Source organism: Pseudomonas multiresinivorans, from assembly GCF_012971725.1.
In the GTDB taxonomy this organism is placed as follows: domain Bacteria; phylum Pseudomonadota; class Gammaproteobacteria; order Pseudomonadales; family Pseudomonadaceae; genus Pseudomonas; species Pseudomonas multiresinivorans.
In genome coordinates, this window is record NZ_CP048833.1 from 14,573 (window position 1) to 39,383 (window position 24,811).

The window sequence follows — 24,811 nt, forward strand, 5'->3', positions numbered from 1 at the left end:
TGACCGCAGGAAAGCGAAGCGGGTTCAGAGAAATAGGCGAAACGCTGCGCCGTGCTCACTCACGTGAGAGGCTTTTCTGTAGGAGCGAGCTTGCTCGCGAACAATCCCCGACGCGGGACTGGTTCGCGAGCAAGCTCGCTCCTACAAGGTGAGATCAGGCATCAGGCGTTACAGGAACCAGCGGTACTCCCGCGCGCTGACTTCGTTCATGAAGTCCAGGTGGTCGTGGCGCTTGTTCTCGCAATAGACGAAGACGAACTCGCTGCCCAGGCCTTCCTTCACCACCGGATGGTCTTCCATCTCGGCGACGGCGCCGAGCATGTCGCGGGGGAAGTCGATGCCGCTGGAGCGGTCTTCGTTGAGCGGCGGGATGGGCTCCTGGCGGGCCTCCAGGCCGTGCTCCATGCCAGTGAGAATCGCCGCGAGCACCAGGTACGGGTTGGCGTCGGCGCCAGCCAGGCGGTGTTCGATGCGCAGGTTCTTGCCATCCGATTCGGGAATGCGAATGCACGCATCGCGATCCTCGAAGCCCCAGCTGGCCTTGCTCGCGGCGTTCACGCGGGAGCCGTAGCGGCGGTAGGCGTTGTGGTTGGCGGCGAAGATCGGCATGCAGTGCGGCAGCAGTTCCAGGCAGCCGGCCACGGCGTGGCGCAGGGCCTGCTGGTTGTCGCGGTCGAGCAGGTTGTTGCCGTCGCGGTCGTAGAGACTGACGTGCACGTGCATGCCGCTGCCCGGCGCATGCAGGTAAGGCTTGCTCATGAAGCTGGCGCGGTGGCCATGCTTGAGCGCCACGCCACGGGTGGCGCGGGTGAACAGCGCGGCCTGGTCGGCGGCGTGCAGGCCGTCGTCGCAGTGGGCGAAGTTGATCTCGAACTGGCCAGGGCCGATCTCGGCGGTGATCACGTTGGCGTCCACGCCCTGCTCGCGGGAGGCTTCGACGATCTCGTGGAGCACATCGGAGAAGCGCGACAGGCGCTCGATGTGCATGTTCGGCTGGTCGTCCTCGTCGTCACACAGCGGGTCGCGCGGGTATTGCGGCAGGCCGTTGTCGAGCTTCTTGTCGAACAGGTAGAACTCCAGCTCAAAGGCCACCACCGGGCGGATGCCCTTGGACTCCAGGCGCTGCATGACGCGGGCGAGCACTTCGCGCGGTTCGAATTCGATGGGCGCCTCGGTGCCGTCGGAGCTGATCAGCATCTGCCCCAGCGGCTGGTTCTCCCAGCGCACCGGCTTGAGCGAGCCTGGGATCAGGCGGCGCGGCGCGTCCGGGTCGCCATCGTTGAAGCAGTAGTCGCCGATGGGGTGCAGGCCCCCCTGTACGCCCAGCAGCACACAGTTCTGCGGCAGTTTCAGCGGGCTGCCGGCGGCGACCTTCTCCAGCATGTCCACGGGGTAGCGCTTGCCGTAGAAGTGGCCGGGAATGTCCAGGCAGATCAGGTCAACGTAGCGGATGTCCGGGTATTGCTGGCGGAAGGCGCGGACTTCGCTGAGCAGGTCGGGATGCATCGGGCGGTTCATGATGTTCTCTGGGGCCTTTGTGCGGGGGGCGGCCGGATCGTTTTCCCAAGCCAACCCACGCGGGCTGGCTTGGGAAATTACGTGAAGATCCACAGCACCCTTGTTGGTTTATCGGTGAGGTTGCCGTAGCGGAACTGGCTGTGCGGCGGCAGCTGGAAACTGTCGTTGGGATAGAGGGTGACGGTGTCGTCCTCGTACCAGATGGTCAGCTCACCTTCGAGGACGAAACCGCCCTGCTCCGAGCTGTCGTCCAGGTGGCCTTCGCCGCTGGTGGCGCCGGGGGCGAGGATGCTGTCGAGCATGGAGAAGCCGCCGGACATGTTCGGCGAGGCGAGGATGTCGGTGACGCCACCGGCGTAGTACAGGGTGCGGCGATCGTTCGGCCGGGTGACCCAGTCGCGTTCGCGGCGGGTGTCGCCGGCGTAGAAGTAGGTGGTCGGCACGCCCAGGGCTTCGCTGATGGCAGTGAGGTCGGCCACGGTGGGTTGCGACAGGCCGCGCTCGACCTGGGACAGGAAACCCACCGAGCGGCCGATCTGTTCGGCCAGCTCACCCAGGGTGAGGTTCTTGTGCTTGCGCAGGTCGCGGATCAGCGTGGCAAGGTGTTCGTTGGCAGCCGTTTGAGTCATGGCAGGGTCCGGATCAGATGAAATCCCGTAATCGATACCAGGCCTTGCCGGCGGCTTCCAGTGGCGCGGCGAAGCGCTGGCCGCCGGGGAACCCGGGATTGCGGATGCGTTGATAGAGGTCAAGCTCGTCGCTGCGGCCCTGCATCGCCTCGCTCACGGCGTGGGCAGCGGCCAGGCTGGGCAGTACGCCGTGGCCGGAATAGCCCTGCAGCCAGTAGAGATCGCCGCGTCGACCGATGTCCGGGGTGCGCCGCATGCTGCAGTCGATGTGCCCGCCCCAGGCGTATTCCAGTTCCACGCCCTTGAGTTGCGGGAATACCCGTTCGACATAGGGGCGAGTGGCGGCGCGGATGTCCGAAGGCATGCCGCCCAGGTAGGTGCAGCCGCCGCCGAACAGCAGGCGATGATCGGGGGTCAGGCGGAAGTAGTCGAGGACGAACTGGTTGTCGGTGACGCAGCAGTTCTTCGGCAGCAGGGAACGAGCCAGCTCCTCGCCCAGAGGAGCGGTGGCAACCTGGTAGGTGCCCACCGGCAGGATGCGCTCGGAAACGTCGCGGTCGAGCCCGTCGATGTAGGCATTACAGGCCAGCACCAGGGACGCACAGCGGACGCTGCCATGCTCAGTGGTCACCTCGTAGCCATTGCCGCTCTCGCGGAAGCTCAGTGCGCGGGTCTGCTCGAAGATGCGCCCGCCAGCGCGCTCGATGGCGCCCGCCAGGCCGTAGGCCAGCTTGAGCGGATTCAAGTGCGCGGAGTTCGGGTCGTACAGGCCGGCCTGATAGCGGTCGCTGGCGATCCACTGCGGCAGGTCTTCACGGGGGATGAATTGCAGGCCTTCGTAGCCCCAGCGACGATTGGCTTCCGCCTGCCAGTCGTAGAGCGAGCCGACGCGGCGTTGCAGCACGGCGGTCCACAGGTGGCCGATGCGGTAATCGCAGTCGAAGCCGTGGCGTTGCGGCAGGTCGCGCAGCTCGTGGGCGGCCCACAACATGCCCTGCCACAGGCGCAGCGCGCCTTCATGGCCGAGGTCGTCCTCGATGGGGCCCAGGTCGCTGGACCAGCCCGGCAATGCCTGCCCGCCGTTGCGTCCGGAGGCAGCCCAGGCGATCCGGCTGGCTTCGATCATGCAGACCTGGCGGCCACTTTCGACCAGTTGCAGCGCCGTGTGCAGGCCGCTGAAACCGGCCCCGATCACCAGGACTTCGCATTCCAGCGGTTCGCGCAGCACATCGCGCGGCTGAATCAGCTCGGGGTTGGCGCCGGCGTAGTAGGTGCCGACCGGCTCGGCGGAGCGCAGGAACATCGCGACCTCGTGAAATTGTTCTGTTTATTTTTCATGAAAAATAACAGAACAAATTTCACAAGGCTAGTCCGCCGATCTTTTCGCCCGGCGGACTCCGCTTCAACTCGTCAGGAAGACAGCACCGCTGCGCTGCCCTGCTCTTCGCGCTTCTGCCGCACGCTGACCATGACCACCAGCGCCACCAGGATGCCGGCGAGGATGGCCGAGGAGCCGATGGTGCCGAAGTCCAGTCCACCCTTCTCGTGGGACTTGGTCAGCACGTCGCCCAGGGTCGCGCCGAACGGCCGGGTCAGCACGAAGGCGACCCAGAACAGCAGCACCGAGGAGAGCTTGGTGAAGTAGTGCAACAACACCACCACGGCGATCAGGCTGCCGATCAGCAGCGCGCCGCCGGCGAAGCCAAGGCCGGAGTCATCGGCGAGGAAGTCTCCCAGCGCGGTGCCCAGGGTGTTGGAGAAGAGGATGGCGATCCAATAGAACATTTCGCCCTTGAAGCTGCGGATGTTGTCGACCGACAAAGAGGTACCGCTGAAGCGCCAGGCCGCGAAGATCGCCACCAGGATGCTGACCAGGATCGCCGAGCCACTGGCGTAGCCCAGGCCCAGGGTGCGGTCCATGAAGTCGGACATGGTGGTGCCGGCGGTGCTGGTGGAGAGGATGACCAGCCAGTACAGCCAGGGTACGTAGCGCTTGCTTGCAAGCTGGCCGAACAGGGTGATGAGGAAGACGCTGATGAGGATCAGTGAGCTGATCGCATAACCGACGTTCAGGGTCATCGACAACAGATCGCCGGCGGTTTCCCCCAGGGTGGTGGCGCAGATTTTCATCACCCAGAAGGCCAGGGTGATCTGTGGCAGTTTGTTCACGACGTATCTCCGGAAAATGAGCGGGATCGACGCGCGGGTCGCGTCACGGCACCCCGGAGTTCCTGTGGTCTCCCCCAATGGCCCCGGTGCCTGGGCGTGGAGACTGAAGTCGGCGCAGTGAAGAAAGGGTCAAGCAGGTATGAAAAATCCATTGGCCTGCTTCCCGACTGGTGATCCGACGGATGACAGATGGCTGTCAGTTGCTATGGTTCCATGAGGGGGCGATGCGCCCGAGAAACGCTGAATTGCGCGCGATTGGCCGGCGCATGGGGATATGGATGAATCAGATGATCAAACCGCAACCGTACTGCAAGAACTGCCGGCTGGCGCCGCCAACCTTGAGCGACGACAAGGTCGAGGAGCTCGAGGCGATCATCAAGCCGGGGCACTTGCTGCACAAGGGTGACTTCGTGTTCCGCCAGGGCGATCCGTTCCACAGCGTGTACCTGGTGCGCTCCGGTTCGATCAAGACCTTCACCACCAACGAACAGGGCCTGGAAAAGATCACCGGCTTCTACTTCGCCACCGAGATCTTCGGCTTCTCCGGCATGGGCGAAGGCAGCTATCCGGTATCGGCGCAGGCACTGGAAAGCACGCTGTGCAGCGAGATTCCGTTCAACCAGCTGGAGGAGCTGTCGCTGCAGATTCCCGGCCTGTCGCACCAGATCATGCTGATGATGAGCCGCAAGATCCGTGAGGATCAGCAGATGAAGCTGCTGCTCTCGCGGCTGAACTCGGACTCGCGGATCGCCGCCTTCCTGCTGAACATTTCCGCGCACTTCCGCGAGCGCGGCTTCTCTGCCACGCGCTTCCGCCTGAGCATGTCGCGCAACGAGATCGGCGACTACCTGGGACTGGCGGTGGAAACGGTGTCGCGCAGCTTCACCCGCCTGCAGAAGCACGGCTTGATCCGGGTGGATGGGCGGGAGACAGAGATCGTCGATTTCACCGAGCTGTGTGCGTTGGCAGGCGGGGAAGTCGAGCTTTGAGGTTCCAGCGGTCCTTGTTCGCGAGCAAGCTCGCTCCTACAGGGTCCGCATTCCCCCGCTGGTTCCATGCTGGCTCCTGCTCTTGTAGGAGCGAGCTTGCTCGCGAACCGACCGAGCGGCGAGTTTCCTAAAGCCCTTCACCCTCGCCACTCTGCCCATCATGTCCCGATCACACCCCCATCATCCTTGGTGATCACCATCGTCGTAGAGCGCGGGATGCTCTTGCCGTCGCTGGCCGGGAAGCTGATGCCCGGGTGCTGGATATTCACCCACATCGTCCTGCCATCCGGGCTCTGGGTAATCCCCGTCAGCTCGCAGCCTCGCGGGCCGACCAGGAAGCGGCGCACCTCGCGGCTGTGCGGGTCGGCGCAGAGCAGCTGGTTGCAGCCCATGGCCTGCATCGGGGCCTCGGCATCGTCGTAGTCGGTCTCGATCCAGAGGCGGCCGGTGGTGTCGAAATACAGCCCATCCGGCGAGGAGAAGATATCGCCGTTGATGGTGCCGATCAGGTTCTCCGGCGCAGTGGAGCCCTTGTGCTCGCCAGCCAGCAGGAAGATTTCCCACTCGAAGGTGGTGGCGGTTGGATCGCCGCCGGCTTCGTTCCAGCGCAGAATCTGCCCGTGCAGGTTTTCCTTGCGCGGGTTGGCCGCGTCCACCGCCTGCTTCTTGCCGCGCGCATCGTTGTTGGTGAGGCTGACGTAGACCTCACGGGTGGTCTGCTGCACCGCGACCCACTCGGGACGATCCATCGGCGTGGCACCCAGCAGGTCGGCGGCGGCACGGGCGTTGACCAGTACCTCGGCCTGGCTGGCGAAGCCATTCTCGGTGGTCAGGCCATTCTGCCCGTGCACCAGCGGCAGCCACTGGCCACTGCCGTCGGCGTTGAAGCGCGCGACGTAGAGGATGCCCTCGTCCAGCAGGCCGATGTTGGCCGCTCGGTTGGCCGGATCGTACTTGCCCGCCGGAACGAACTTGTAGATGTACTCGCCCTTGGTGTCGTCGCCATAGTAGTAGGCCATGCGGTTATCCGCGCCCAGCGAGAGGGTCGAGCACTCGCGGCAGAAGCGGCCAACAGCGGTGCGCTTCTTCGGCGTGGATGTCGGATCGAAGGGGTCGATCTCCACCACCCAGCCGAAACGGTTCGGTTCGTTGACGTGGCCACCGTGGGGCTGGTCGGCTTTCGGCGTGGCATCGAAGCGTTCGTCCACCGCCTCCCAGGCGTAGTAGTTGCTGAACTGGCCGTTGGACAGCCCATAACGCTTGTGCGAGAGGCGCTTGGCGTAGTCGGCCTTGTTGCGGTTGACGAAGTACTGGTGCCAGTTTTCCTCGCACGCAAGGTAGGTGCCCCACGGCGTGACGCCCATGGAGCAGTTGTTCAGGGTGCCCAGCACCTGTTTCGCCTCCGGATCGCTGGCGGTGCGCAGCAGGTCGTGGCCGGCCAGCGGGCCGGACAGGGCCAGCGGCGAGCTGCCGGTGATACGGCGGTTGTAGCTCGAACCTTCAACGCGCTGCCATTGGCCGCCAGCGTCCTTCTTCACCTCAATGACGCTGAGGCCGTGGGCGGCGATCTCTTTGCGCACCTCGGCTTCCGGGCGACCACGGGTGCCGTCGGGGCGATCCTCGAAGGTCTGGCCCTTGGGGTGCAGCGTCGGGTTGATGTACTCGTGGTTGATCACCAGCAGACCGTGGCTGTCCGGCGCATCGGGGAAGGGGAAGTAGTGCATGCCGTCATGGTTGTCGCCGGCCTGAAGCTCCTGGGCTTTCCAGTCTTCGCTGGCGTCACCTTTCCAGGCCGGCGAGCCGGTCACCACCGCATCGCCCCAGGAGAAGAACGGCCGCGCGGTATAACCGTCGGCGACTATCACGCGGTCGAACTTCGCATCCTGCTGCACCGGCACGCCCTTGAAGCCCAGCAGCCCGGTCGGCACCGGGGCATCGGCGGCGAACAGGGAGCGGCCGGGGAACAGGCCGCCGCCGAGGAAGCCGACGGCGCCGAGCACCAGGCTGTTCTTCAGCAGGCGGCGGCGCGAGGCGTCGATCAGCTCGCTCATCGGCACGTTGGCGGAGGGGTTGATCGACTGGTCGTCGAAGGCGGCCAATCGGTCGTGGAAATCCTGGAAACGTTCGCTCATCACGGGGAGTCCTTCCGCAGGGCCGCTCTATGGTCGGCTCGGGTTGCCAGTAGAAGCTATCGGCGGAAGGTTAGGAACGCGGTGTTACGACGGCATGACAGCGCCGCCGAGTCCTGTGACAGGCTCGGCGGCGGGAATAAAAGCCGCCCCGCAGGACCAAGACGACGTCCGGGGGCGGGCGCGAGGGCATTTGCGAAACAGTGCGGCTCAGGCTTGCAGGCCGCCCTGCTCCGAACATTCGGGGCCCGCCAGGCGGGCCGTCCAGTCTTCCAGCACGCCACTGGTGAGGCGTTGCGCGGCGGTCTTGCGCCAGCGCAGGGATAAAGCATCGCAGGCCATCATCAGGCGCAGCCCGGTTCGGTCCAGCGGGTGGCCGAAGTACCAGTCCAGCAGGCTCGCCACGGAAAGCTGCGGGTAGTGCCGCTGCACCAGTTCCAGCGGTGCGTCGGGCACGACCATGCCGGAGCGGCGCACCCGGTAGAACCAGCCGCAGCGACCCTGCTCCTGCACTTCCAGCGGAAGCTCGGGCAGGTTCCAGCGCCGCGCCAGGCGGTAGCTGGGCGAGCGCGGCTGGCTCACTTCGATCAGCGCCTCGCCCCAGCGGAACAGGTCGCCGATACACACCTCGTGTTCGTTGAGGCCGAAGGTCGACAGGTTCTCGCCGAAGGCCGGCTGTCGCCAGCGCGTCTGCGGGTGCTGCTTGCGCCAGTGGCGGTAGTGCTCGGCCGGATAGTGATGCAAGGCGCGGTCCAGGCCTCCGTCGCGGCGCAGGTCGGCCCGTGCGTCCCCCGGCAGCCCTTCGGCGCCGAGCCAGACTTCCTGATGCGTTTCCAGCTTGTCGATATCGCTGAGCAGACCTCCCCAGCTTTCTTCGACTTTGCCTATGAAAACGCCCTGGATGACGATGCTTTCCACCTTTGTCTACCCATCTGAGACAGCGGACAAGCGCTAGAGTAGTGGCCTGGAGGGGTGACACTCCATTTCGATTTTCCAGTTTCGTTGATAAGCAGACCTTATGGATTTCCGCCAGCTCCGCTATTTCGTCGCGCTTTACGAGGAAGGCCATGTCGGGCGCGCCGCCGAACGCCTGGCGATTTCCCAGCCGGCGCTATCGCAGCAGATTCGCCAGTTGGAGCAGAACCTCGACGTCGCACTGTTCCAGCGCAGCGGCAAGCGCCTGCTGCCGACCGCCGCCGCGCACACGCTGTACAACCACGCGGTGCCGCTGCTCGAAGGCCTGGAGCGCGCCCGCGAGGCGCTGCGCGGCTTCCGTGGGCAGAGCGCACGCAGTTTGGCCATTGGCGTGCTGCAGACGGTCAACGCGAGCCTGGTTCCGCATCTGGTGGAACGCCTGCATGCGGCGCAACCTCACGTGCAGGTGCGCATCTACGAGCTCTCCGGCGTGGAGATCGAGCGCCGCCTGTTGATCGGCCAACTGGATATCGGCATCGGCTTCCTGCCGCCGCGCCAGCCGGCGCTGCACGGCGTGGAGCTGTATCCAGACGAACTGCAACTGGTGATCCCGGCGGACCATCCGCTGAAGGACTTCAAGAAGGTGTCGCTGGCCCAGGCCGCCGAATTGCCGATGCTGCTGCTGGGCGAAGAATTTCGTGCCCGGCAGATCTGGCAGGAGCAACTGGCGGCCATTGGCCGGCGGCCACGGGTGCAAGCGGAGCTGAACCATATGGGCGGCATCCTCGACAGCCTGCCGCAGAGCCGTTTCGCCACGGTCCTCCCCGGCCGTGCGCGGCAGATGCATGCGCACAAGGATTTGCTCTGGAAACCCCTGAGCGAGCCGCGCATTCCGCTGAGCGTGGGATTGGTCTATCGCGATGCGCAGCGCCAGCAGCCGACAGTGGAGTTGCTGCGTTCGTTGCTCGACGGCGCCGTATGAACGCACAGGGGCAGCCTTGTAGGAGCGAGCTTGCTCGCGAACCCAGACCCGCCGCAGAGTTTGTTCGCGAGCAAGCTCGCTCCTACAAGTGGCTCCAACACAGCTGCGTAGGGCGCATAACCTGGAACAGGTTATCCGCCGGCCCTGGCAGCGGCGGATAACGCTGGCGCGTTATTCGCCCTACGAGTGGGCGCCCTCAGGCGGGCAGGAATCACAGGCAAAGAAAAAACCCCGCCTCTTTCGAGGCGGGGTTTTGCAGACCGATATCCTGACGTCCGTGCTAGCCACCGTCCTTGGTGGATTCCCTTGTTTCCGTATTGTCGTTGGCGCTTCCTGCGCAATGTCCTGACTGAGATAAAGGTTACCGCTGTAGGCCTTTGTCAGAAAGACGCCGATCACCACCGCTGTTTGTAAGCCATAGCTTACAAAGATTCGAAATACCCTTCTTCTCAAAGGAAATATCCCAATAAAAAAGCCCCGCCAAGGCGGGGCTTTTCATACGCGACCGCTTAGAACTGTGCGGCGTCCAGCAGGTACAGCGACTCGCTGCCGGCCTTCACCGAGGCGGTCAGGGAGTGGATACGCGGCAGCAGGCGGGCGAAGTAGAAGCGCGCGGTGCCCAGCTTGCTGGCGTAGAACTCGTCCTGGCCTTCCTTGCCCAGCGAAGCGCGGGCCATCAGCGCCCACATGTACGCGTAGGCGGTGTAGCCGAAGGCGTGCAGGTATTCGACCGAGGCAGCGCCGATCTCGTTCGGGTTGCCCTTGGCACGGTCCAGGACCCACGCGGTCAGCTCGTCCAGGTTCTGCACGGCGGCGTTCAGCGGGCCGGTGAACTCGGCCAGCTCGGCAGAGGCCGATGCGGTGAATGCACGGATCTCGTCGGTGAACAGCTTGGAGTAAGCGCCGCCGCTGCCGACGATCTTGCGGCCCATCAGGTCCAGCGCCTGGATGCCGTTGGTGCCTTCGTAGATCTGGGTGATGCGGCAATCACGCACCAGTTGCTCCTGGCCCCACTCGCGGATGAAGCCGTGGCCGCCGAAGATCTGCTGGCCATGGATAGTGGTTTCCAGGCCCATGTCGGTAAGGAAGGCCTTGGCCACCGGGGTCAGCAGGGCGACCAGTTCCTCGGCGCGCTTGCGGGTGGTCGGCTCTTCGCTGTACTTGGCGGTGTCCAGCTGCATGGCAACGTAGCTGGAGAAGGCACGGCCGCCCTCGTTCAGCGCCTTCATGGTCAGCAGCATGCGACGCACGTCCGGGTGGACGATGATCGGGTCGGCGGCCTTGTCCTTGGCGACCGGGCCGGTCGGCGCGCGGCTCTGGATACGCTCGCGGGCGTATTCCACGGCGCTCTGGTAGGAGCGCTCGCCAGTGGCCAGGCCCTGGATGCCGACGCCCAGGCGCTCGTAGTTCATCATGGTGAACATGGCGGCCAGGCCCTTGTTCGGAGCGTCGACGATCCAGCCGGTGGCGCCGTCGAAGTTCATCACGCAGGTGGCGGAGCCCTTGATGCCCATCTTGTGCTCGATGGAGCCACAGGACACGGCGTTGCGTTCGGCCAGGGAACCGTCGGCGTTGACCATCACCTTCGGCACCAGGAACAGCGAGATGCCCTTGGAGCCTGCCGGCGCGTCGGGGAGCTTGGCCAGCACCAGGTGGATGATGTTCTCGGTCAGGTCGTGCTCACCGCCAGTGATGAAGATCTTGGTGCCGGAAATCTTGTAGCTGCCGTCAGCCTGCGGTTCGGCCTTGGTGCGGATGATGCCCAGGTCTGTGCCGGCGTGCGGCTCGGTCAGGCACATGGAACCGGCCCAGGTGCCGGCGTACATGTTCGGCAGGTACTTGGCCTTGAGTTCTTCGCTGGCGTGGTTGAGCAGCGACAGGCAGGCGCCGGCGGTCAGCATCGGGTACAGGCCGAAGGACAGGTTGGCCGAGTTGACCATTTCCTCGACCTGGGCGCCGATCACCTTGGGCATGCCCATGCCGCCGAATTCCGGCGCGCCGCCCACACCCACCCAGCCGCCTTCGGCGTAGGTGCGGTAGCCCTCGGGGAAGCCGGCCGGGGTCTTCACGCCCTCGGCGCTCCAGCTGCAGCCTTCTTCGTCGCCGCTGCGGTTCAGCGGGGCGATCACGCCGCCGGTAACCTTGCCGGCCTCTTCGAGGATCGCGGCCGCGGTCTCGACGTCGACGGTTTCGGCCAGGGCAGGCAGTTCGGCCCACAGATTGGCGACCTCGAAGACTTCATTGAGGACGAATTGCATGTCGCGCAGGGGAGCTTTGTAGTCAGCCATGATGGATCCTCGAACGAAAACGACGGCTGATCAGGCAGCCAGCGGTATCAGAATAGGAGGTACACGAAGGTACGCCGCCGGAGTTTACTCCAACAACTTTTCAGACTTTAAGCGTCATGTTGTGACCATACAACTACAGCTTAGTCACATTTTGTAGCGATGGGCAGAAGGCCCGCGCAGGGCGGGCCTCCTTGTCTGGCACACGGTCTCCAGCACGTAGGGCGCATAACGCCAAGGGCGTTATCCGCCGTTTGGACCGGCGGATAAAGCGTTCCGCTTTATCCGCCCTACGCGATCAGCCAGGGATTACAAGGCGAACTGCTCGGCCGACAGGCGCATCAGCACCTCGGAACCGGCTTCCGCCGCCGCCACGTGGGACAGCGCGCGGGGCAGCAGGCGGCTGAAGTAGAACTCGGCGGTGGCCAGCTTGGTTTCGTAGAAGGCCTTCTCGCCAGCGCCCTCCTCCAGCTTCTGCTGGGCGACCAGCGCCATGCGCAGCCAGAAGTAGCCGAGGGTGATGTAGCCGGAGTACATCAGGTAATCCACCGAGGCGGCGCCGACTTCGTCCGGGTTCTTCATGGCGGCCAGGCCGAGCTTCTGGGTCAGCTCGCCCCACTGCTTGTTCAGCGCTGCCAACTGGGCGATCTGGGCCTTGAGTTGAGGGTGCTCGGCGTGCTGCAGGCAGAGCTGGTGGACCAGCTTGGTGAAGCCCATCAGCAGCTTGCCCTGGCTACCGAGGACCTTGCGACCCAGCAGGTCCAGCGCCTGGATACCGTTGGTGCCCTCGTAGATTGGCGCGATGCGGCAGTCGCGCACCAGCTGCTCCATGCCCCATTCGCGGATGAAGCCGTGGCCGCCGAACACCTGCATGCCGTGGTTGGTGACTTCCAGACCGGTCTCGGTCATGAAGGCCTTGCAGATCGGCGTCAGGAAGGCCAGCAGGTTGCCGGCGCGCTCGCGCTCCTCGGCGTCCTGGGAGAGGTGTTCGATGTCCAGCAGTTGCGCGGTGAAGTACGCCAGCGCGCGGTTGCCCTCGTTGAACGCCTTCATGATCAGCAGCATGCGGCGCACGTCCGGGTGGACGATGATCGGGTCGGCGGGTTTCTCCGGCGCTTTCGGCCCGGTCAGCGAACGCATCTGCAGACGGTCCTGGGCGTAGCGCACGGCACCCTGGTAGCTGGTCTCGCCGAGGCAGAGGCCCTGCATGCCGGTGCCCAGGCGCGCGTGGTTCATCATGGTGAACATGCAGGCCAGGCCCTTGTTGGCCTCGCCGATCAGGAAGCCCTTGGCGCCATCGAAGTTCATCACGCAGGTGGCGGACGCCTTGATGCCCATCTTGTGCTCGATGGAGCCGCAGGCCACGGCGTTGCGCTCTCCGGCCTCGCCGTTCGCGTCGAGGTTGAACTTGGGAACGATGAACAGCGAGATGCCCTTGGTGCCGGCCGGCGCGTCAGGCAGCTTGGCCAGGACCAGGTGGATGATGTTCTCGGAGAGATCATGCTCGCCGGCGGAGATGAATATCTTGGTGCCGGTGATCGCGTAGCTGCCGTCGGCGTTGGGCACGGCGCGGGTCTTGATGATGCCCAGGTCGGTGCCGCAATGCGGTTCGGTCAGGCACATGGTGCCGGTCCATACCGCGCTGGTCATGCGCGGCAGGTAGGTGTTCTTCTGCTCGACGGTGCCGTGGGCGTGGATGGCGGCCATGGCGCCCTTGGTCAGGCCCGGGTACATGCCCCAGGAGCAGTTGGAGGCGCCGATCATCTCGCTGACCAGCAGGCCGAGGGACGGCGGCAGGCCCTGGCCACCGTATTCCGGATCGCTGGAAACGCCGTTCCAGCCGGCCTCGACGTACTGCGCGAAGGCTTCCTTGAAGCCCTTGGGCGTGGTCACCACGCCGTTGTCGAAGTGGCAGCCTTCCTCGTCGCCGGAGCGGTTCAGCGGGGCGATGACCTGTTCGCAGAACTTCGCGCCTTCCTCGAGGATGGCGGCGAACATGTCCGGGGTGGCGTCGGTGGCGCCGAGGGCTTCGTAGCGGCCAGTGAAGTCGAAGACTTCGTCGGTGAGGAAGCGCACGTCGCGCAGGGGAGCCTTGTACTCGGGCATCGCGAATCTCCGTTCGGTTCAGGGCGCCACAATGGCGCGCAAACTTCGAACCTAACGGTGCATGACCGCCCGGACAATCACGCTGCACGCGCTGAATGCGTGGTCATAACCCGGCCGGGTCAGGCAGTGCGCACCGCGCCGCGACGGGATTGCCCGTGTACGGCCACGCGGTTGCGCCCGCCGCTCTTGGCCGAGTACAGCGCCTCATCGGCGCCCTTGATGACTTCCTCCGGGCTGCGCCGCTCGCCGTCGCGCTCGGCGACGCCGACGCTGATGGTGACCGAAACGGTCTGCGCATCCTTGCCGCCGCGTTTGCTGCGACCCTGGCGGTCATCCTTGGGGCGGTTGCCGCGATCGCGCAGGTGCATGGCGTAACTCTCGATGGCCTGGCGCACGCCGTCGAGGTACGGCAGGCACTGTTCCACCGTCTTGCCGGCGAACACCAGGGTGAATTCCTCGCCGCCATAACGGTACGCCTTGCCGCCGCCACCCGTGCGACGCAGCTGGCTGGCGACCATGCGCAGCACCTGGTCGCCGACGTCGTGGCCGTGGCTGTCGTTGAATTTCTTGAAGTGGTCGACGTCGATCATCGCCAGCACGTACTGCTGGCCCAGGCGCTGGAAGCGCTCGTTCAATGCGCGACGCCCCGGCAGGCCGGTGAGTTCGTCGCGGAAGGCCATCTGGTACGCCTCGTGTGCGACGGCGCCGGCCAGGGTGAGCATCACCAGGCTGGTCATCACGGTGAGCGCATGGGGCAGGATGAAGACTTTGGGCAGCATCCACAGCAGGCCGAGCAGACCCAGCAGTTGCGCCGCATGCAACGGCCGCGGCTGGCGCACGTAGGCCGCGACCAGCGCAATCAGGGCGATGATGAAGCCGAAGTAGGACAGCTGCGCGAGGCTCATCCACTGGCCGTGCAGCGACGGCCAGTAGGTGTCGCTGAGCAGCTCCGCCAGGCCCTGCGGGAAGCGCTTGGCCAGGGCGGTCGCCACGCCCACCACGGCGATCAGCGCGGCGCTGCGGGCGAGCAGGTCCTGCAGCATATGCATGCGCTCCTGCCAGATGCCGTACATGCCGTAGAGCAGCGGCAGCAGCACGCAACAGAGATGGAACACCAGCGCCGCCTCCGGGAGTACCACGCGGTGCGCCTGGAAGTAGTCGACCTGGGTATCGAGGAGGAAATAGGCGATGTAGACCACCGCCAGCATGAACAGCTGACGCTGGCGCCCATAGACCATGCACAGCGCACCGCCGAGCAGCAGCAACAGGGTCGGCAGGACGTTGAACAGGGAGGTGAAGAAATCGGACAGTTCGGCCAGGGAGCCGGCGGCGATGCCGGCCGGGATCAGCAACAGGGGCGTGAGGAAGTGGCTGAGCCGGTAGGGGGCCGTGGGTCGCACAGGGGGTTCCGCAAGGTGGGTGCCGGGCTCGCCGTCAGTCTATCGGCAAGTGGCGTAATGATGGCATTTTCTGCGGACATTTGTGTGGGATCGGATACGAAAAAGCCCGCCTTGCGGCGGGCTTCTTCCTGTTCAGCAGACGGACGGCGAGCCGCCCTCCCCTGATCAGTAACCGAGGGCGAAATCTTCCTCGGCCAGGTCCATCAGGTTGTTGGCGCCGGACAGCATGGAGCCAACGTGCGCGCGGGTGCGCGGCAGGATGCGCTGGAAGTAGAAGCGCGCGGTCTTCAGCTTGGCCTGGTAGAAGGCCTCTTCGCTGGTACCGGCAGCCAGCTTCTCGGCAGCCAGGCGAGCCATGTCGGCCCAGAAGTAGGCCAGGCAGGCGTAGCCGGAGAACATCAGGTAGTCGACCGATGCGGCGCCGACTTCCTCGCGGTCCTTCATGGCGGCCATGCCGACCTTCATGGTCAGGTCGCCCCACTCCTTGTTCAGCGCAGCCAGCGGTGCAACGAACTCCTTGACGGCTTCGTTGGCTTCGTTGGCCTGGCAGAACTTGTGCACGATCTTGGTGAAGCCCTTGAGCGCTTCGCCCTGGGTCATGAGGATCTTGCGGCCCAGCAGGTCCAGCGCCTGAACGCCGGTGGTGCCTTCGTACAGCATGGAGATGCGGCTGTCGCGGACGTTCTGCTCCATGCCGTGCTCGGCGATGAAGCCGTGGCCGCCATAGATCTGCACACCGTGGTTGGCGGCTTCGAAGCCCACTTCGGTCATGAACGCCTTGGCGATCGGGGTGAGGAAGGCCAGCATCGAGTCAGCGGCTTTCTTCTCTTCTTCGTCCTGGCTGCGCTGGACGATGTCGACCTGCTTGGCAGCGAAGTACAGCATGGCGCGGTTGCCTTCGGCGAAAGCCTTGGCGGTCAGCAGCATGCGACGTACGTCCGGGTGCACGATGATCGGGTCAGCGGCTTTTTCCGGCGCTTTCGGGCCAGTCAGCGAACGCATCTGCAGACGCTCGCGAGCGTAGGCGATGCCACCCTGGAAACCGATTTCGGCGTGGGCCAGGCCTTGCAGCGCGGTACCCAGGCGAGCGGTGTTCATGAAGGTGAACATGCAGTTCAGGCCCTTGTTCGGCGGGCCGATCAGGAAGCCGGTAGCAGCGTCGAAGTTCATCACGCAGGTGGCGTTGCCGTGGATGCCCATCTTGTGCTCGAGCGAGCCGCAGGAAACGGCGTTGCGCTCGCCCACGTTGCCTTCGGCGTTGGGCAGGAACTTCGGCACGATGAACAGCGAGATGCCCTTGGTGCCCTGCGGGGCATCGGGCAGGCGAGCCAGCACGATGTGGACGATGTTGTCGGCCATGTCGTGTTCGCCAGCGGAGATGAAGATCTTGGTGCCGGTGATCTTGTAGGTGCCGTCAGCCTGCGGCTCGGCCTTGGTGCGCAGCATGCCCAGGTCGGTGCCGCAATGCGGCTCGGTCAGGCACATGGTGCCGGTCCACTCGCCGGAAACCAGCTTGGTCAGGTAGGTGTGCTGCTGCTCGGAGGTGCCGTGGGCGTGCAGGGTGTTCATGGCGCCGTGGGACAGGCCCGGGTACATGCCCCAGGACCAGTTGGCCTGGCCGACCATTTCGCTGATCGCAAGGCCGAGGGATTCGGGCAGGCCCTGACCGCCGTGCTCGACGTCATGGGCCAGGCTCGGCCAGCCGCCTTCGACGAACTGCTGGTAGGCCTCCTTGAAGCCGGTCGGAGTCTTGACGCCTTCCGGGCTCCATTTGCAGCCTTCCAGGTCGCCAGTACGGTTCAGCGGAGCGATTACCTGTTCGCAGAACTTCGCACCCTCTTCGAGGATGGCATTCACCATATCCGGAGTCGCGTCTTCGGCGCCCGGCAGGTTCTGGTAGTGCGCTTCGTAGCCCAGCAGCTCGTCGCGAACGAAACGGATATCACGCAAGGGGGCCTTGTAATCAGGCATAGCGGTAAACCTCTACGAAGGGTTCTGGTTAATGGGCGACCGGTTGCTGCGGTCGCAGTGCGGGAGCATTCCCGGCCGCCCAGTCGGTGCGCGCACGCATCCGGACAGTCAAACAGGCGTTTGAAACATACGTTTACGCCATACCCTTGTCAAGCGTGCAAACCGACCATCCGGTCACGCTCGCAAGGCGCTCAGCCGGGCATTCCGACAGCGAACTCCTGAGCTTGATTAAAGCCCATGGCAGAGCGGCCGGCGTGTCGTGAGGACAGCCGGCCGCCAGGGGAATTCAGTTCAGGGAAAAGTGGCCGTCAGGCGCGGATATCGATGAGCGTGCCGAGCGTTTCGTCGGCTGCCTGGATGACCTTGGCGTTGGCCTTGACCTCGTGCTCGCCGCGGCGCAGGTCCACGAGGCGATCGTTCAGCACTTCGCTGGGAGCGGTGCCGGCAGTGGCGATGTCGCTGCTGGCGCGGTCGACGCGGCGCTGGCCGCTCTGCACGCCATACAGGCCTGCAGAGAAAGCATTACCGGAAATTTCCATCGCAGCGCCTCCACAACAAAAAGCAGCAAGTGGCCACTATTCAAGCAGACAGACCGCCCCAGGCCAAGGCTCGGTTACAAATCCAGGATGCCCAGGTCCAGGTACGCAGAGACCGCCGCCGGAGTCGCCGAGGCCAGGCGCGGCACTCGCCCGAGGCAGGGCGCGGGCAATCGCTCGGCGAGGGTCGCGAGGTTTTCTTCCAGACGGGAGGTCTGCGCGTCGACGATGTTCGCCACCCAGCCGGCCAGCACCAGGCCGTCGCGCTGGATGGCCTCAGCGCTGAGCACGGCGTGGTTGATGCAGCCCAGGCGCACCCCGACCACCAGGATCACCGGCAGCCCGAGGGCGACGGCAAGGTCCGACAGATTCTCCTCCCCCGCCAGCGGCACGCGCCAGCCACCGGCGCCTTCCACCAGGGTGAAGTCGGCGCCCAGCTCCAGCACCAAACGCACCGGCCCCTTGAGCGCTTCCACCGTCAGCTTCACGCCCTGCTCGCGGGCGGCAAGGTGCGGCGCAATGGCCGGCTCGAAGGCGAAGGGGTTCACCTGCTCGTAAGCCAGCGGCACGCTGCACTCGCCCAGCAGCGCCAGCGCGTCGGAGTTGCGCAGGCCCTCGGGGCTACGCTCACAGCCGGAGGCCACGGGCTTGGCAGCGGCGGTGGACAAACCCGCCTGCCGCGCCGCGTGGAGCAGGCCGGCGGCGATGGTGGTCTTGCCGATTTCGGTGTCGGTGCCGGTGACGAAGTAGGCGTGGGACATGGGTTCCTCTTGGTGCTCTTTGTAGGATCGAGGGGGGCGCCCAGCTCTTGCTCGCGAACGGGACTCACCGGCAGCACCAAAGCTGGGGCGTGTTCGCGAGCAAGCTCGCTCCTACAGGATTCAGTTCTTGCGCAGGACGGCATAGACCACCCGATAGGTCGCCGGCAGCCCCTCGGGCTGGCGGAAGCGCTCGTAGGCGGCGATCAGCGCGCGCACCCGCTCGCGCCCGGTGAGGCCGTCGGGCCGGCCGGGGTTGAGGTTGTGCGCACCGAGCGCCTTGAGTTCATGGGTCAGGCTGCGCAGGTCGGGGAAGTGCAGGACGCGATCCTCGGTGCACAGCTCCAACACCTCCAGGTCGCTGTCGGCGCAATGACGCTGGTACTGCTCGAAGGCGCGGAAGCGGTTCACATGAACGAAACCGTCTACCTCCTCCCAGCTCTGCCGCAACTCGCCCAGGGTGCCGATGCACAGGCTGCTGAAGGCAAGCAGGCCACCGGGGCGCAGCACTCGGCTCGCTTCTGCGAGCACGGCCGGAAGATCGGCGCACCACTGCAGGGCCAGGCTGGAGAACAGCAGGTCCGCCGCGCCATCGCGCAGTGGCAGGCTTTCGGCGTCTCCGCCGACAAAGTACTGCGCGCCACCCTGCTCGCGGGCATGGCGCAGCATGCCCTCGGCAATGTCGACTGACAGTCCCTGCGCCTGTGGATAACGCGCCGCCAGCGCGCGGGTGAAATAACCGGTACCGCTCCCCAGGTCGATCCAGCGCTGCGGCGCGCCCCCGGCTGGCAAAGACTCCAGCAGACGGTTGCCGACAGCACGCTGCAGCTCAGCCACTGCGTCGTAGGTCGATGCGGCGCGGGAAAAGGAGGCGGCCACTTGGCGCTTGTCGGGCAGGCCGGTACTACTGCAATCAGGCATCGTCGCCCTCGTGGATGAAACGCAGGATGGCGCCGGCCACTTCGTCCGGCTGCTCCAGTGGCAGCCCGTGGCTGGTTCCGGGCAGCAGGTTGACCTCGACGTCCGGCAGCCACTCCAGCAAGGCATCCGCGGCGCTCGCCGGGACCAGCGCATCGTTGCCGGCGAACAGGTGCAACTGCGGTCCGGAATAGCGCCCCAATGCGGCGCGGGTATCCAGCTGCCCCAACAGTTGCAGGCCGGCGGTGAGCCCTTCGACATTCATCTGCGGCAGCGCCACCTGCAGCTGGCGAGCGAGAGTGCGCGCGTCGCGAGCCCCCTGGCTGACCAACATCGTGAAGCGCTTGCGCACCAGGTGCGGTTCCAGCAGGAAGGCTTCGAAGAAGTCCTCGAACACCTCATTAGGCATCGCTTCCGGCCAGTCCTCGCGGCGGCGGAAGCAGAGGTTGCTGGCCAGCGTGATCAAGCCGCGGCAGGACTCGCTCCGGCGCGCGGCCAGTTCGGCGCCGAGCATGCCGCCCAGCGACCAGCCGGCGATCCAGGCGTCGTGGGCGACATTGTCGTCCAGTTCGTCGAGCCAGGCATTCGGATCGGCGTCCGCCGGCAGCGGCTCGATCTGCACGTTCAAATGCGGTGCCTGCTCCAGCAGCGCATCACGCAGCGGTTCCAGCGGCGCGCTGCCCAGGCCCCAGCCTGGCAACAGGATCAGTTGGTCACGCATCATCGCCCTCCTCGGCATCGATCTCTGCCAGAAGGCTAGACGACACGCGCTGCCAGCTCTCCGCCAGCGCCACGAGCAGGCGATCGACCTGCGCTTCGGTGTGCGAAGCGGACAGCGTCACGCGCAGGCGCGCGGTGCCGGTCGGCACGGTGGGCGGGCGGATCGCGCCGACCAGAATGCCGCGCTGGCGCAGCTCGACCGACAACGCCATAGCCTGGGCACTGCCGCCGATGAGGATTGGCTGGATCGGCGTCGGGCTGTCCATCAGGCTCAGGCCGATGGCCTCGGCACCAGCGCGGAAACGCGCGATCAGCGCATTCAGGTGATCACGGCGCCAGCGCTCGGCGCGCAGCAGCTCCAGGCTTTTCAGCGTGGCGCAGGCCACGGCGGGCGGCTGGCTGGTGGTGTAGATGTAGGGGCGGGCGAACTGGATCAGCGTCTCGATCAGCTCCTCGCTGCCCGCGACGAAGGCGCCAGCGGTGCCGAAGGCCTTGCCGAGGGTGCCGACCAGCACGGGCACGTCCTCAATGCCCAAGCCGAAGTGTTCGACGATACCGCCGCCGCTAGCACCCAGCGGGCCGAAGCCGTGGGCGTCGTCGACCATCACCCAGGCATTCTGCTGTCGAGCCGTCGCGCAAAGACTGGGCAGGTCGGCCAGGTCGCCGTCCATGCTGAACACACCATCGGTGACGACCAGCGTATTGCCTTCGGCCTTCTCCAGGCGCGAGGCGAGGCTGGCAGCATCGTTGTGCAGGTAGCGCGAGAAGCGCGCACCGGAGAGCAACCCGGCATCCAGCAGCGAAGCGTGGTTGAGGCGGTCCTCCAGCACGCTGTCACCCTTGCCGACGAGGGCAGTGACGGTGCCGAGGTTGGCCATGTAGCCGGTGGAGAACAGCAGCGCGCGCGGTCGGCCGGTGAACTCGGCGAGCGCCAGCTCCAGTTCGTGGTGCGGGCCGCAGTGGCCGTTGACCAGGTGCGAGGCGCCACCACCGACGCCCCAGCGTTCGGCGCCGGCGCGCAGTGCGGCAATCACCTCGGGGTGATTGGCCAGCCCCAGGTAATCGTTGGAACAGAAGGCCAGCATCGGCTGGCCGTCGATGACCACCTCCGGGCCCTGCGGCGACTCAAGCAGCGGGCGGCGGCGGTAGAGGTCCTCCGCCTGGCGCTGGGCCAGGCGGGCGGCGAGATCAAAAGGCATACGCAACCCCGTGTCGGCGGCGGTCCTCCGGATGAAGGACCTGCAGGAGCAACAGTCTTCTTCCACGAAGTCCGTGCCGATGCTTCCCCTCTCCCCAGCCCTCTCCCTGAAGGGAGAGGGAGCAGTTCGTGCCGGCTGACACAGAGGCTTCGGCCTGCACCGAACGGTCCCCTCTCCCGCTTGCGGGAGAGGGTTAGGGAGAGGGGCACTTGTAGGAGCGAGCTTGCTCGCGAACACTTTTCCCGGCCATATCGATGCGCGGACGGTTCGCGAGCAAGCTCGCTCCTACATGAAGAAAAGCGGCTCTATCAGGCCGAAGCCGCGTTATAGAACAGCTGGGAGTCGCGTTGTTCCACCAACGCCTGCTCGATGGCGGCCTGGTGCACCTCGTCGGCGTGTTCCTCGCGCTCCTCGGGCTTGATGCCCAGACGCGCGAACAGCTGCATGTCCTTCTCGGCCTGCGGGTTGGTGGTGGTCAGCAGTTTCTCGCCGTAGAAGATCGAGTTGGCGCCAGCCATGAAGGCCAGGGCCTGCATCTGCTCGTTCATCTGCTCGCGGCCGGCGGACAGGCGCACATGGGATTTCGGCATCATGATCCGGGCGACCGCCAGGGTGCGAATGAAATCGAACGGATCGACGTCCTTCTCTTCGGCCAGCGGAGTGCCTTTCACCTTGACCAGCATGTTGATCGGCACCGACTCCGGGTGCTCGGGCAAGTTGGCCAACTGGATCAGCAGGCCGGCGCGGTCGTCCACCGACTCGCCCATGCCGAGGATGCCGCCGGAGCATATCTTCATCCCCGCCTCGCGCACGTACGCCAGGGTCTGCAGGCGCTCGCTGTAGGTGCGGGTGGTGATGATGTTGCCGTAGAACTCCGGCGAGGTATCGAGGTTGTGGTTGTAGTAGTCCAGGCCCGCTTCGGCCAGGGACTGGGTCTGCTCCTGGGTCAGCTTGCCCAGGGTCATGCAGGTTTCCAGGCCGAGCTTCTTCACGCCCTTCACCATTTCCAGCACGTAGGGCATGTCCTTGGCGGAGGGGTGCTTCCAGGCGGCGCCCATGCAGAAGCGGGTCGAGCCGATGGCCTTGGCCTCGGCAGCGGCCTGCAGCACCTTCTGCACTTCCATCAGCTTTTCCTTGTCCAGGCCGGTGTTGTAGTGGCCGGACTGCGGGCAATACTTGCAGTCTTCCGGGCAGGCACCGGTCTTGATCGACAGCAGCGTGGAAACCTGCACGCGATTCGGATCGAAATGCGCGCGGTGCAGGGTCTGCGCCTGGAACAGCAGGTCGTTGAACGGCTGTTCGAACAGGGCGCGGACTTCGGCAAGGGTCCAGTCGTGGCGGGTTACTTGGGCTGCGGTGGCACTCATCGGCAAAGTCCTTCGACGCTTGGGGGCGCGCCTCTTGTCTAAGGTGCCCCGGCGGCGCGCCACCGGGGAAATCAGGCTCAAGGCATCATATGTGGAGCTGTGACGCTGTCAACCACCCTCGCGACACAGGTCGACAAGTGATCATTTATTGACCATCAACATGCAGCAGGTGACTGCTGTCTCTGAACCGATCCGGCCATTTGCCGCTCCAACCAGACAGCACACTCAGGAGTCATTACCCAGATGGGAACAGAAGGATTCTTCGACGGCCTTGGCCAGATGGCCGGCAAGGCCATCCGCTTCATCGTCGATCTGCTGTCGGGCGTACTCGGCGGCCTCTGGCGCGCCATGGACGACTTCTTCCACGGCCTGGCACGCGCTGTGGGAATCGACGTCTCGATCTTCAGCTTCGTCCTGCTCTTCATCGGCCTGCTGCTGCTCTACAGTGGCATCCGCGCCTTCCTGCGGCGCTCGATCTTCGGCGGGCTGATCTGGACGGTACTGGGCCTGGTGGTCCTGAGCTGGCTGATCCACTGACGGCGCCGCCCTACGGAGGGCGGAATGCGGTTGCTTCAATGGCGCCCCATCTGGTGGCGCCTACGCGTGCAATGCCTGCTTTGCGGTGGAACGGCGGAACCGGCCGTGCTGCCGCTGTGCGCGGGTTGTGACGACGATCTGCCCTGGCTCGCCGGCCACTGCGTGATCTGTGCGCTACCCCTGCCGACCCTCGATCTCGCCTGCGGCCAATGCCTGCGCCGAGCACCGGCTTTCCAGAAAGTGGAAACGCCGTTGCGCTACGGCTTTCCCGTCGATGCGCTGATCACCCGCTTCAAGCATCAGGCAAACGCACCGCTGGGCCGCTTGCTCGGCCAGATACTGGCGCGCCATCTGCTGCACGCCTTCGACGAGGGGCTGCCACGGCCGGATCGCCTGGTCCCCGTGCCACTGTCCCGCCGGCGCGAACGCCAGCGCGGCTTCAACCAGGCCGCCCTGCTGGCCGACTGGATCGCCGACCCCCTCGGTGTGCCTGTGGATAACCGCCTGGTGCTGCGCACGCAGGACACCCCGGCACAGCAAGGCCTCGATGCCGCCACCCGCAAGCGCAACCTGCGCAATGCCTTCGTCCTGGCCGACGGCGCCATGGTCGAAGGCCTGCACCTGGCGCTGGTGGATGACGTGCTGACCACCGGCGCCACCGCCGAACGCATCGCCCGCCTGCTGCGCCGCGCGGGAGCCAGGCGGGTGGACGTCTACTGCCTGGCGCGCACGCCGGCCCCGGAATAGACGACCGTTCGGCCACATTCCTGGCATCTGCCCCTTGCGTTTTGCCCGCCAGCAACGGAGCCTCCCTGCATACCAATAAGTACCCGCGGAACCATGACCACCCTCAGCCTGTTGACCCAGCACGTTACCCGTCGCCCGCAGCGCATCGCCCTGCTGGCACAGATTGCCCAGCTCGGCTCGATCACCCACGCCGCCAAGGCCGCGGGGATGAGCTACAAGACCGCCTGGGACGCCATCGACGAACTGAACAACCTCTCCGACCGCCCGCTGGTGGAACGCAGCGTCGGCGGCAAGGGCGGCGGCGGTGCGCGCCTGACGGTCGAGGGCGAACGCCTGCTGGCGCTCTACCAGCGCCTGGAAGCGCTGCGCGAACACATCGTCGAGCACGTCGAACACCAGGCCGACCTGGAACTGATCGGCCGCCTGATGATGCGCACCAGTGCGCGCAACCAGTTGCACGGGCACGTTAGCGCGGTGGAGGCGTCCGGGCTGAATGACCTGATCAGCATCGAGCTGCCCGGCGGCTCGCGCATTCAGGCGCGGGTCACCCGCGAAAGCACCGAGAAGCTGGAGCTGGCCGATGGCGTTCCGGTGGTCGCCCTGATGAAGGCCGGCTGGCTCTATGTCGACCTCCCGCACATCCCTTGCCCGGAAGGGCTGAATGCCCTGGAAGGGCACATCGACGACATCCGCGAAGCCGACGACGGGCCCAGCGAAGTGCGCATCCAGCTGCCCAGCGGGCAGATGCTCTGCGCCCTGACCGACCCGGAGCGCATCGAGATCCTCGGCCTGAAAGCCGGCTCGCCGGTGCGCGCACAGTTCTCCCCGGCGCAGGTGATCCTCGGCACGCCGCTGTAGTTTCCCTGCCGCATATCAAGCCCCACGCCGCCGCGCCGCGCTCCAATAGCCTTCAGAGTCCCGCCCATGCCGGGCGGG

Annotated in this window: 21 protein-coding genes; 5 read left to right on the top strand and 16 right to left on the bottom strand. The window is 65.5% G+C overall.

Annotation, left to right across the window (positions count from 1 at the left end; genetic code table 11):
- Nucleotides 1-168 precede the first annotated feature (168 nt).
- The 4 genes from G4G71_RS00060 to G4G71_RS00075 form a co-directional block, all read right to left on the bottom strand.
- Complete coding sequence (locus G4G71_RS00060; protein ID WP_169934909.1) at nt 169-1,518, bottom strand: glutamine synthetase family protein; 1,350 nt, start codon at nt 1,516-1,518, stop codon at nt 169-171.
- Between the two features lie 77 nt (nt 1,519-1,595).
- Nucleotides 1,596-2,147 carry a helix-turn-helix domain-containing protein gene (locus tag G4G71_RS00065; protein ID WP_169934910.1) on the bottom strand — a complete coding sequence of 184 codons (552 nt, stop codon included), beginning with the start codon at nt 2,145-2,147 and terminating at the stop codon, nt 1,596-1,598.
- Between the two features lie 13 nt (nt 2,148-2,160).
- Nucleotides 2,161-3,450 carry an NAD(P)/FAD-dependent oxidoreductase gene (locus G4G71_RS00070; protein ID WP_169934911.1) on the bottom strand — a complete coding sequence of 430 codons (1,290 nt, stop codon included), beginning with the start codon at nt 3,448-3,450 and terminating at the stop codon, nt 2,161-2,163.
- 107 nt (nt 3,451-3,557) lie between these two features.
- Nucleotides 3,558-4,316: a COG4705 family protein gene (locus G4G71_RS00075; protein WP_169934912.1), complete on the bottom strand. Its 759-nt coding sequence runs from the start codon at nt 4,314-4,316 to the stop codon at nt 3,558-3,560.
- A gap of 287 nt (nt 4,317-4,603) precedes the next feature.
- Here G4G71_RS00075 and fnr point away from each other — a divergent pair, with 287 nt between their 5' ends.
- Entirely contained in the window at nt 4,604-5,305 is a 702-nt protein-coding gene (gene fnr, locus G4G71_RS00080) for a fumarate/nitrate reduction transcriptional regulator Fnr (RefSeq protein WP_401035794.1), read from the top strand.
- A gap of 158 nt (nt 5,306-5,463) precedes the next feature.
- On the opposite strand, the gene G4G71_RS00085 is transcribed toward fnr, so the two are convergent.
- Both G4G71_RS00085 and G4G71_RS00090 read right to left on the bottom strand, forming a co-directional pair.
- On the bottom strand, nt 5,464-7,437 hold the full coding sequence (locus G4G71_RS00085) for a PhoX family protein (protein WP_169934914.1): 1,974 nt from the start codon (nt 7,435-7,437) through the stop codon (nt 5,464-5,466).
- A 207-nt stretch (nt 7,438-7,644) separates the two neighbouring features.
- Nucleotides 7,645-8,352: an MOSC domain-containing protein gene (locus G4G71_RS00090; RefSeq protein ID WP_169934915.1), complete on the bottom strand. Its 708-nt coding sequence runs from the start codon at nt 8,350-8,352 to the stop codon at nt 7,645-7,647.
- A 100-nt stretch (nt 8,353-8,452) separates the two neighbouring features.
- Here G4G71_RS00090 and G4G71_RS00095 point away from each other — a divergent pair, with 100 nt between their 5' ends.
- The gene (locus G4G71_RS00095) at nt 8,453-9,331 is read left to right on the top strand and encodes a LysR family transcriptional regulator (RefSeq protein ID WP_024763624.1); all 879 of its coding nucleotides are present in this window, start codon (nt 8,453-8,455) and stop codon (nt 9,329-9,331) included.
- Nucleotides 9,332-9,840: 509 nt separating this feature from the next.
- On the opposite strand, the gene G4G71_RS00100 is transcribed toward G4G71_RS00095, so the two are convergent.
- From G4G71_RS00100 to bioB, 10 genes are all read right to left on the bottom strand, one after another.
- Nucleotides 9,841-11,619, bottom strand: coding sequence for an acyl-CoA dehydrogenase C-terminal domain-containing protein (locus G4G71_RS00100; protein ID WP_169934916.1), 1,779 nt, complete (start codon nt 11,617-11,619; stop codon nt 9,841-9,843).
- Nucleotides 11,620-11,925: 306 nt separating this feature from the next.
- Entirely contained in the window at nt 11,926-13,722 is a 1,797-nt protein-coding gene (locus G4G71_RS00105; RefSeq protein WP_169934917.1) for an acyl-CoA dehydrogenase C-terminal domain-containing protein, read from the bottom strand.
- Between the two features lie 119 nt (nt 13,723-13,841).
- The gene (locus G4G71_RS00110) at nt 13,842-15,122 is read right to left on the bottom strand and encodes a GGDEF domain-containing protein (protein WP_169934918.1); all 1,281 of its coding nucleotides are present in this window, start codon (nt 15,120-15,122) and stop codon (nt 13,842-13,844) included.
- 165 nt (nt 15,123-15,287) lie between these two features.
- Complete coding sequence (locus G4G71_RS00115; RefSeq protein ID WP_054908004.1) at nt 15,288-17,093, bottom strand: phenylacyl-CoA dehydrogenase; 1,806 nt, start codon at nt 17,091-17,093, stop codon at nt 15,288-15,290.
- A 308-nt stretch (nt 17,094-17,401) separates the two neighbouring features.
- Nucleotides 17,402-17,632, bottom strand: coding sequence for a hypothetical protein (locus tag G4G71_RS00120; protein WP_169934919.1), 231 nt, complete (start codon nt 17,630-17,632; stop codon nt 17,402-17,404).
- Nucleotides 17,633-17,706: 74 nt separating this feature from the next.
- On the bottom strand, nt 17,707-18,390 hold the full coding sequence (gene bioD, locus G4G71_RS00125) for a dethiobiotin synthase (protein WP_169934920.1): 684 nt from the start codon (nt 18,388-18,390) through the stop codon (nt 17,707-17,709).
- Between the two features lie 120 nt (nt 18,391-18,510).
- Nucleotides 18,511-19,308 carry a malonyl-ACP O-methyltransferase BioC gene (gene bioC, locus G4G71_RS00130; RefSeq protein WP_169934921.1) on the bottom strand — a complete coding sequence of 266 codons (798 nt, stop codon included), beginning with the start codon at nt 19,306-19,308 and terminating at the stop codon, nt 18,511-18,513.
- On the bottom strand, nt 19,301-20,026 hold the full coding sequence (locus G4G71_RS00135) for an alpha/beta fold hydrolase (RefSeq protein ID WP_169934922.1): 726 nt from the start codon (nt 20,024-20,026) through the stop codon (nt 19,301-19,303). Before G4G71_RS00135 ends, bioC begins: the two co-directional genes overlap by 8 nt.
- Nucleotides 20,019-21,224, bottom strand: a complete 1,206-nt coding sequence (gene bioF / locus G4G71_RS00140) for an 8-amino-7-oxononanoate synthase (protein ID WP_169934923.1) — start codon at nt 21,222-21,224, stop codon at nt 20,019-20,021. The genes G4G71_RS00135 and bioF overlap by 8 nt, the downstream gene beginning before the upstream one ends.
- A 308-nt stretch (nt 21,225-21,532) precedes the next feature.
- Nucleotides 21,533-22,591 (bottom strand): biotin synthase BioB, encoded by a 1,059-nt coding sequence (gene bioB, locus G4G71_RS00145; RefSeq protein WP_138525334.1) that lies wholly within the window; start codon nt 22,589-22,591, stop codon nt 21,533-21,535.
- 243 nt (nt 22,592-22,834) lie between these two features.
- Here bioB and G4G71_RS00150 point away from each other — a divergent pair, with 243 nt between their 5' ends.
- The 3 genes from G4G71_RS00150 (at nt 22,835) to G4G71_RS00160 (ending at nt 24,733) form a co-directional block, all read left to right on the top strand.
- A complete protein-coding gene (locus G4G71_RS00150; protein WP_024763634.1) occupies nt 22,835-23,128 on the top strand; it encodes a hypothetical protein in 294 nt (97 codons plus the stop codon).
- 24 nt (nt 23,129-23,152) lie between these two features.
- Nucleotides 23,153-23,875 carry a ComF family protein gene (locus G4G71_RS00155; RefSeq protein WP_169934924.1) on the top strand — a complete coding sequence of 241 codons (723 nt, stop codon included), beginning with the start codon at nt 23,153-23,155 and terminating at the stop codon, nt 23,873-23,875.
- 93 nt (nt 23,876-23,968) lie between these two features.
- The gene (locus G4G71_RS00160) at nt 23,969-24,733 is read left to right on the top strand and encodes a TOBE domain-containing protein (protein ID WP_169934925.1); all 765 of its coding nucleotides are present in this window, start codon (nt 23,969-23,971) and stop codon (nt 24,731-24,733) included.
- The last annotated feature ends 78 nt before the right edge of the window (nt 24,734-24,811 follow it).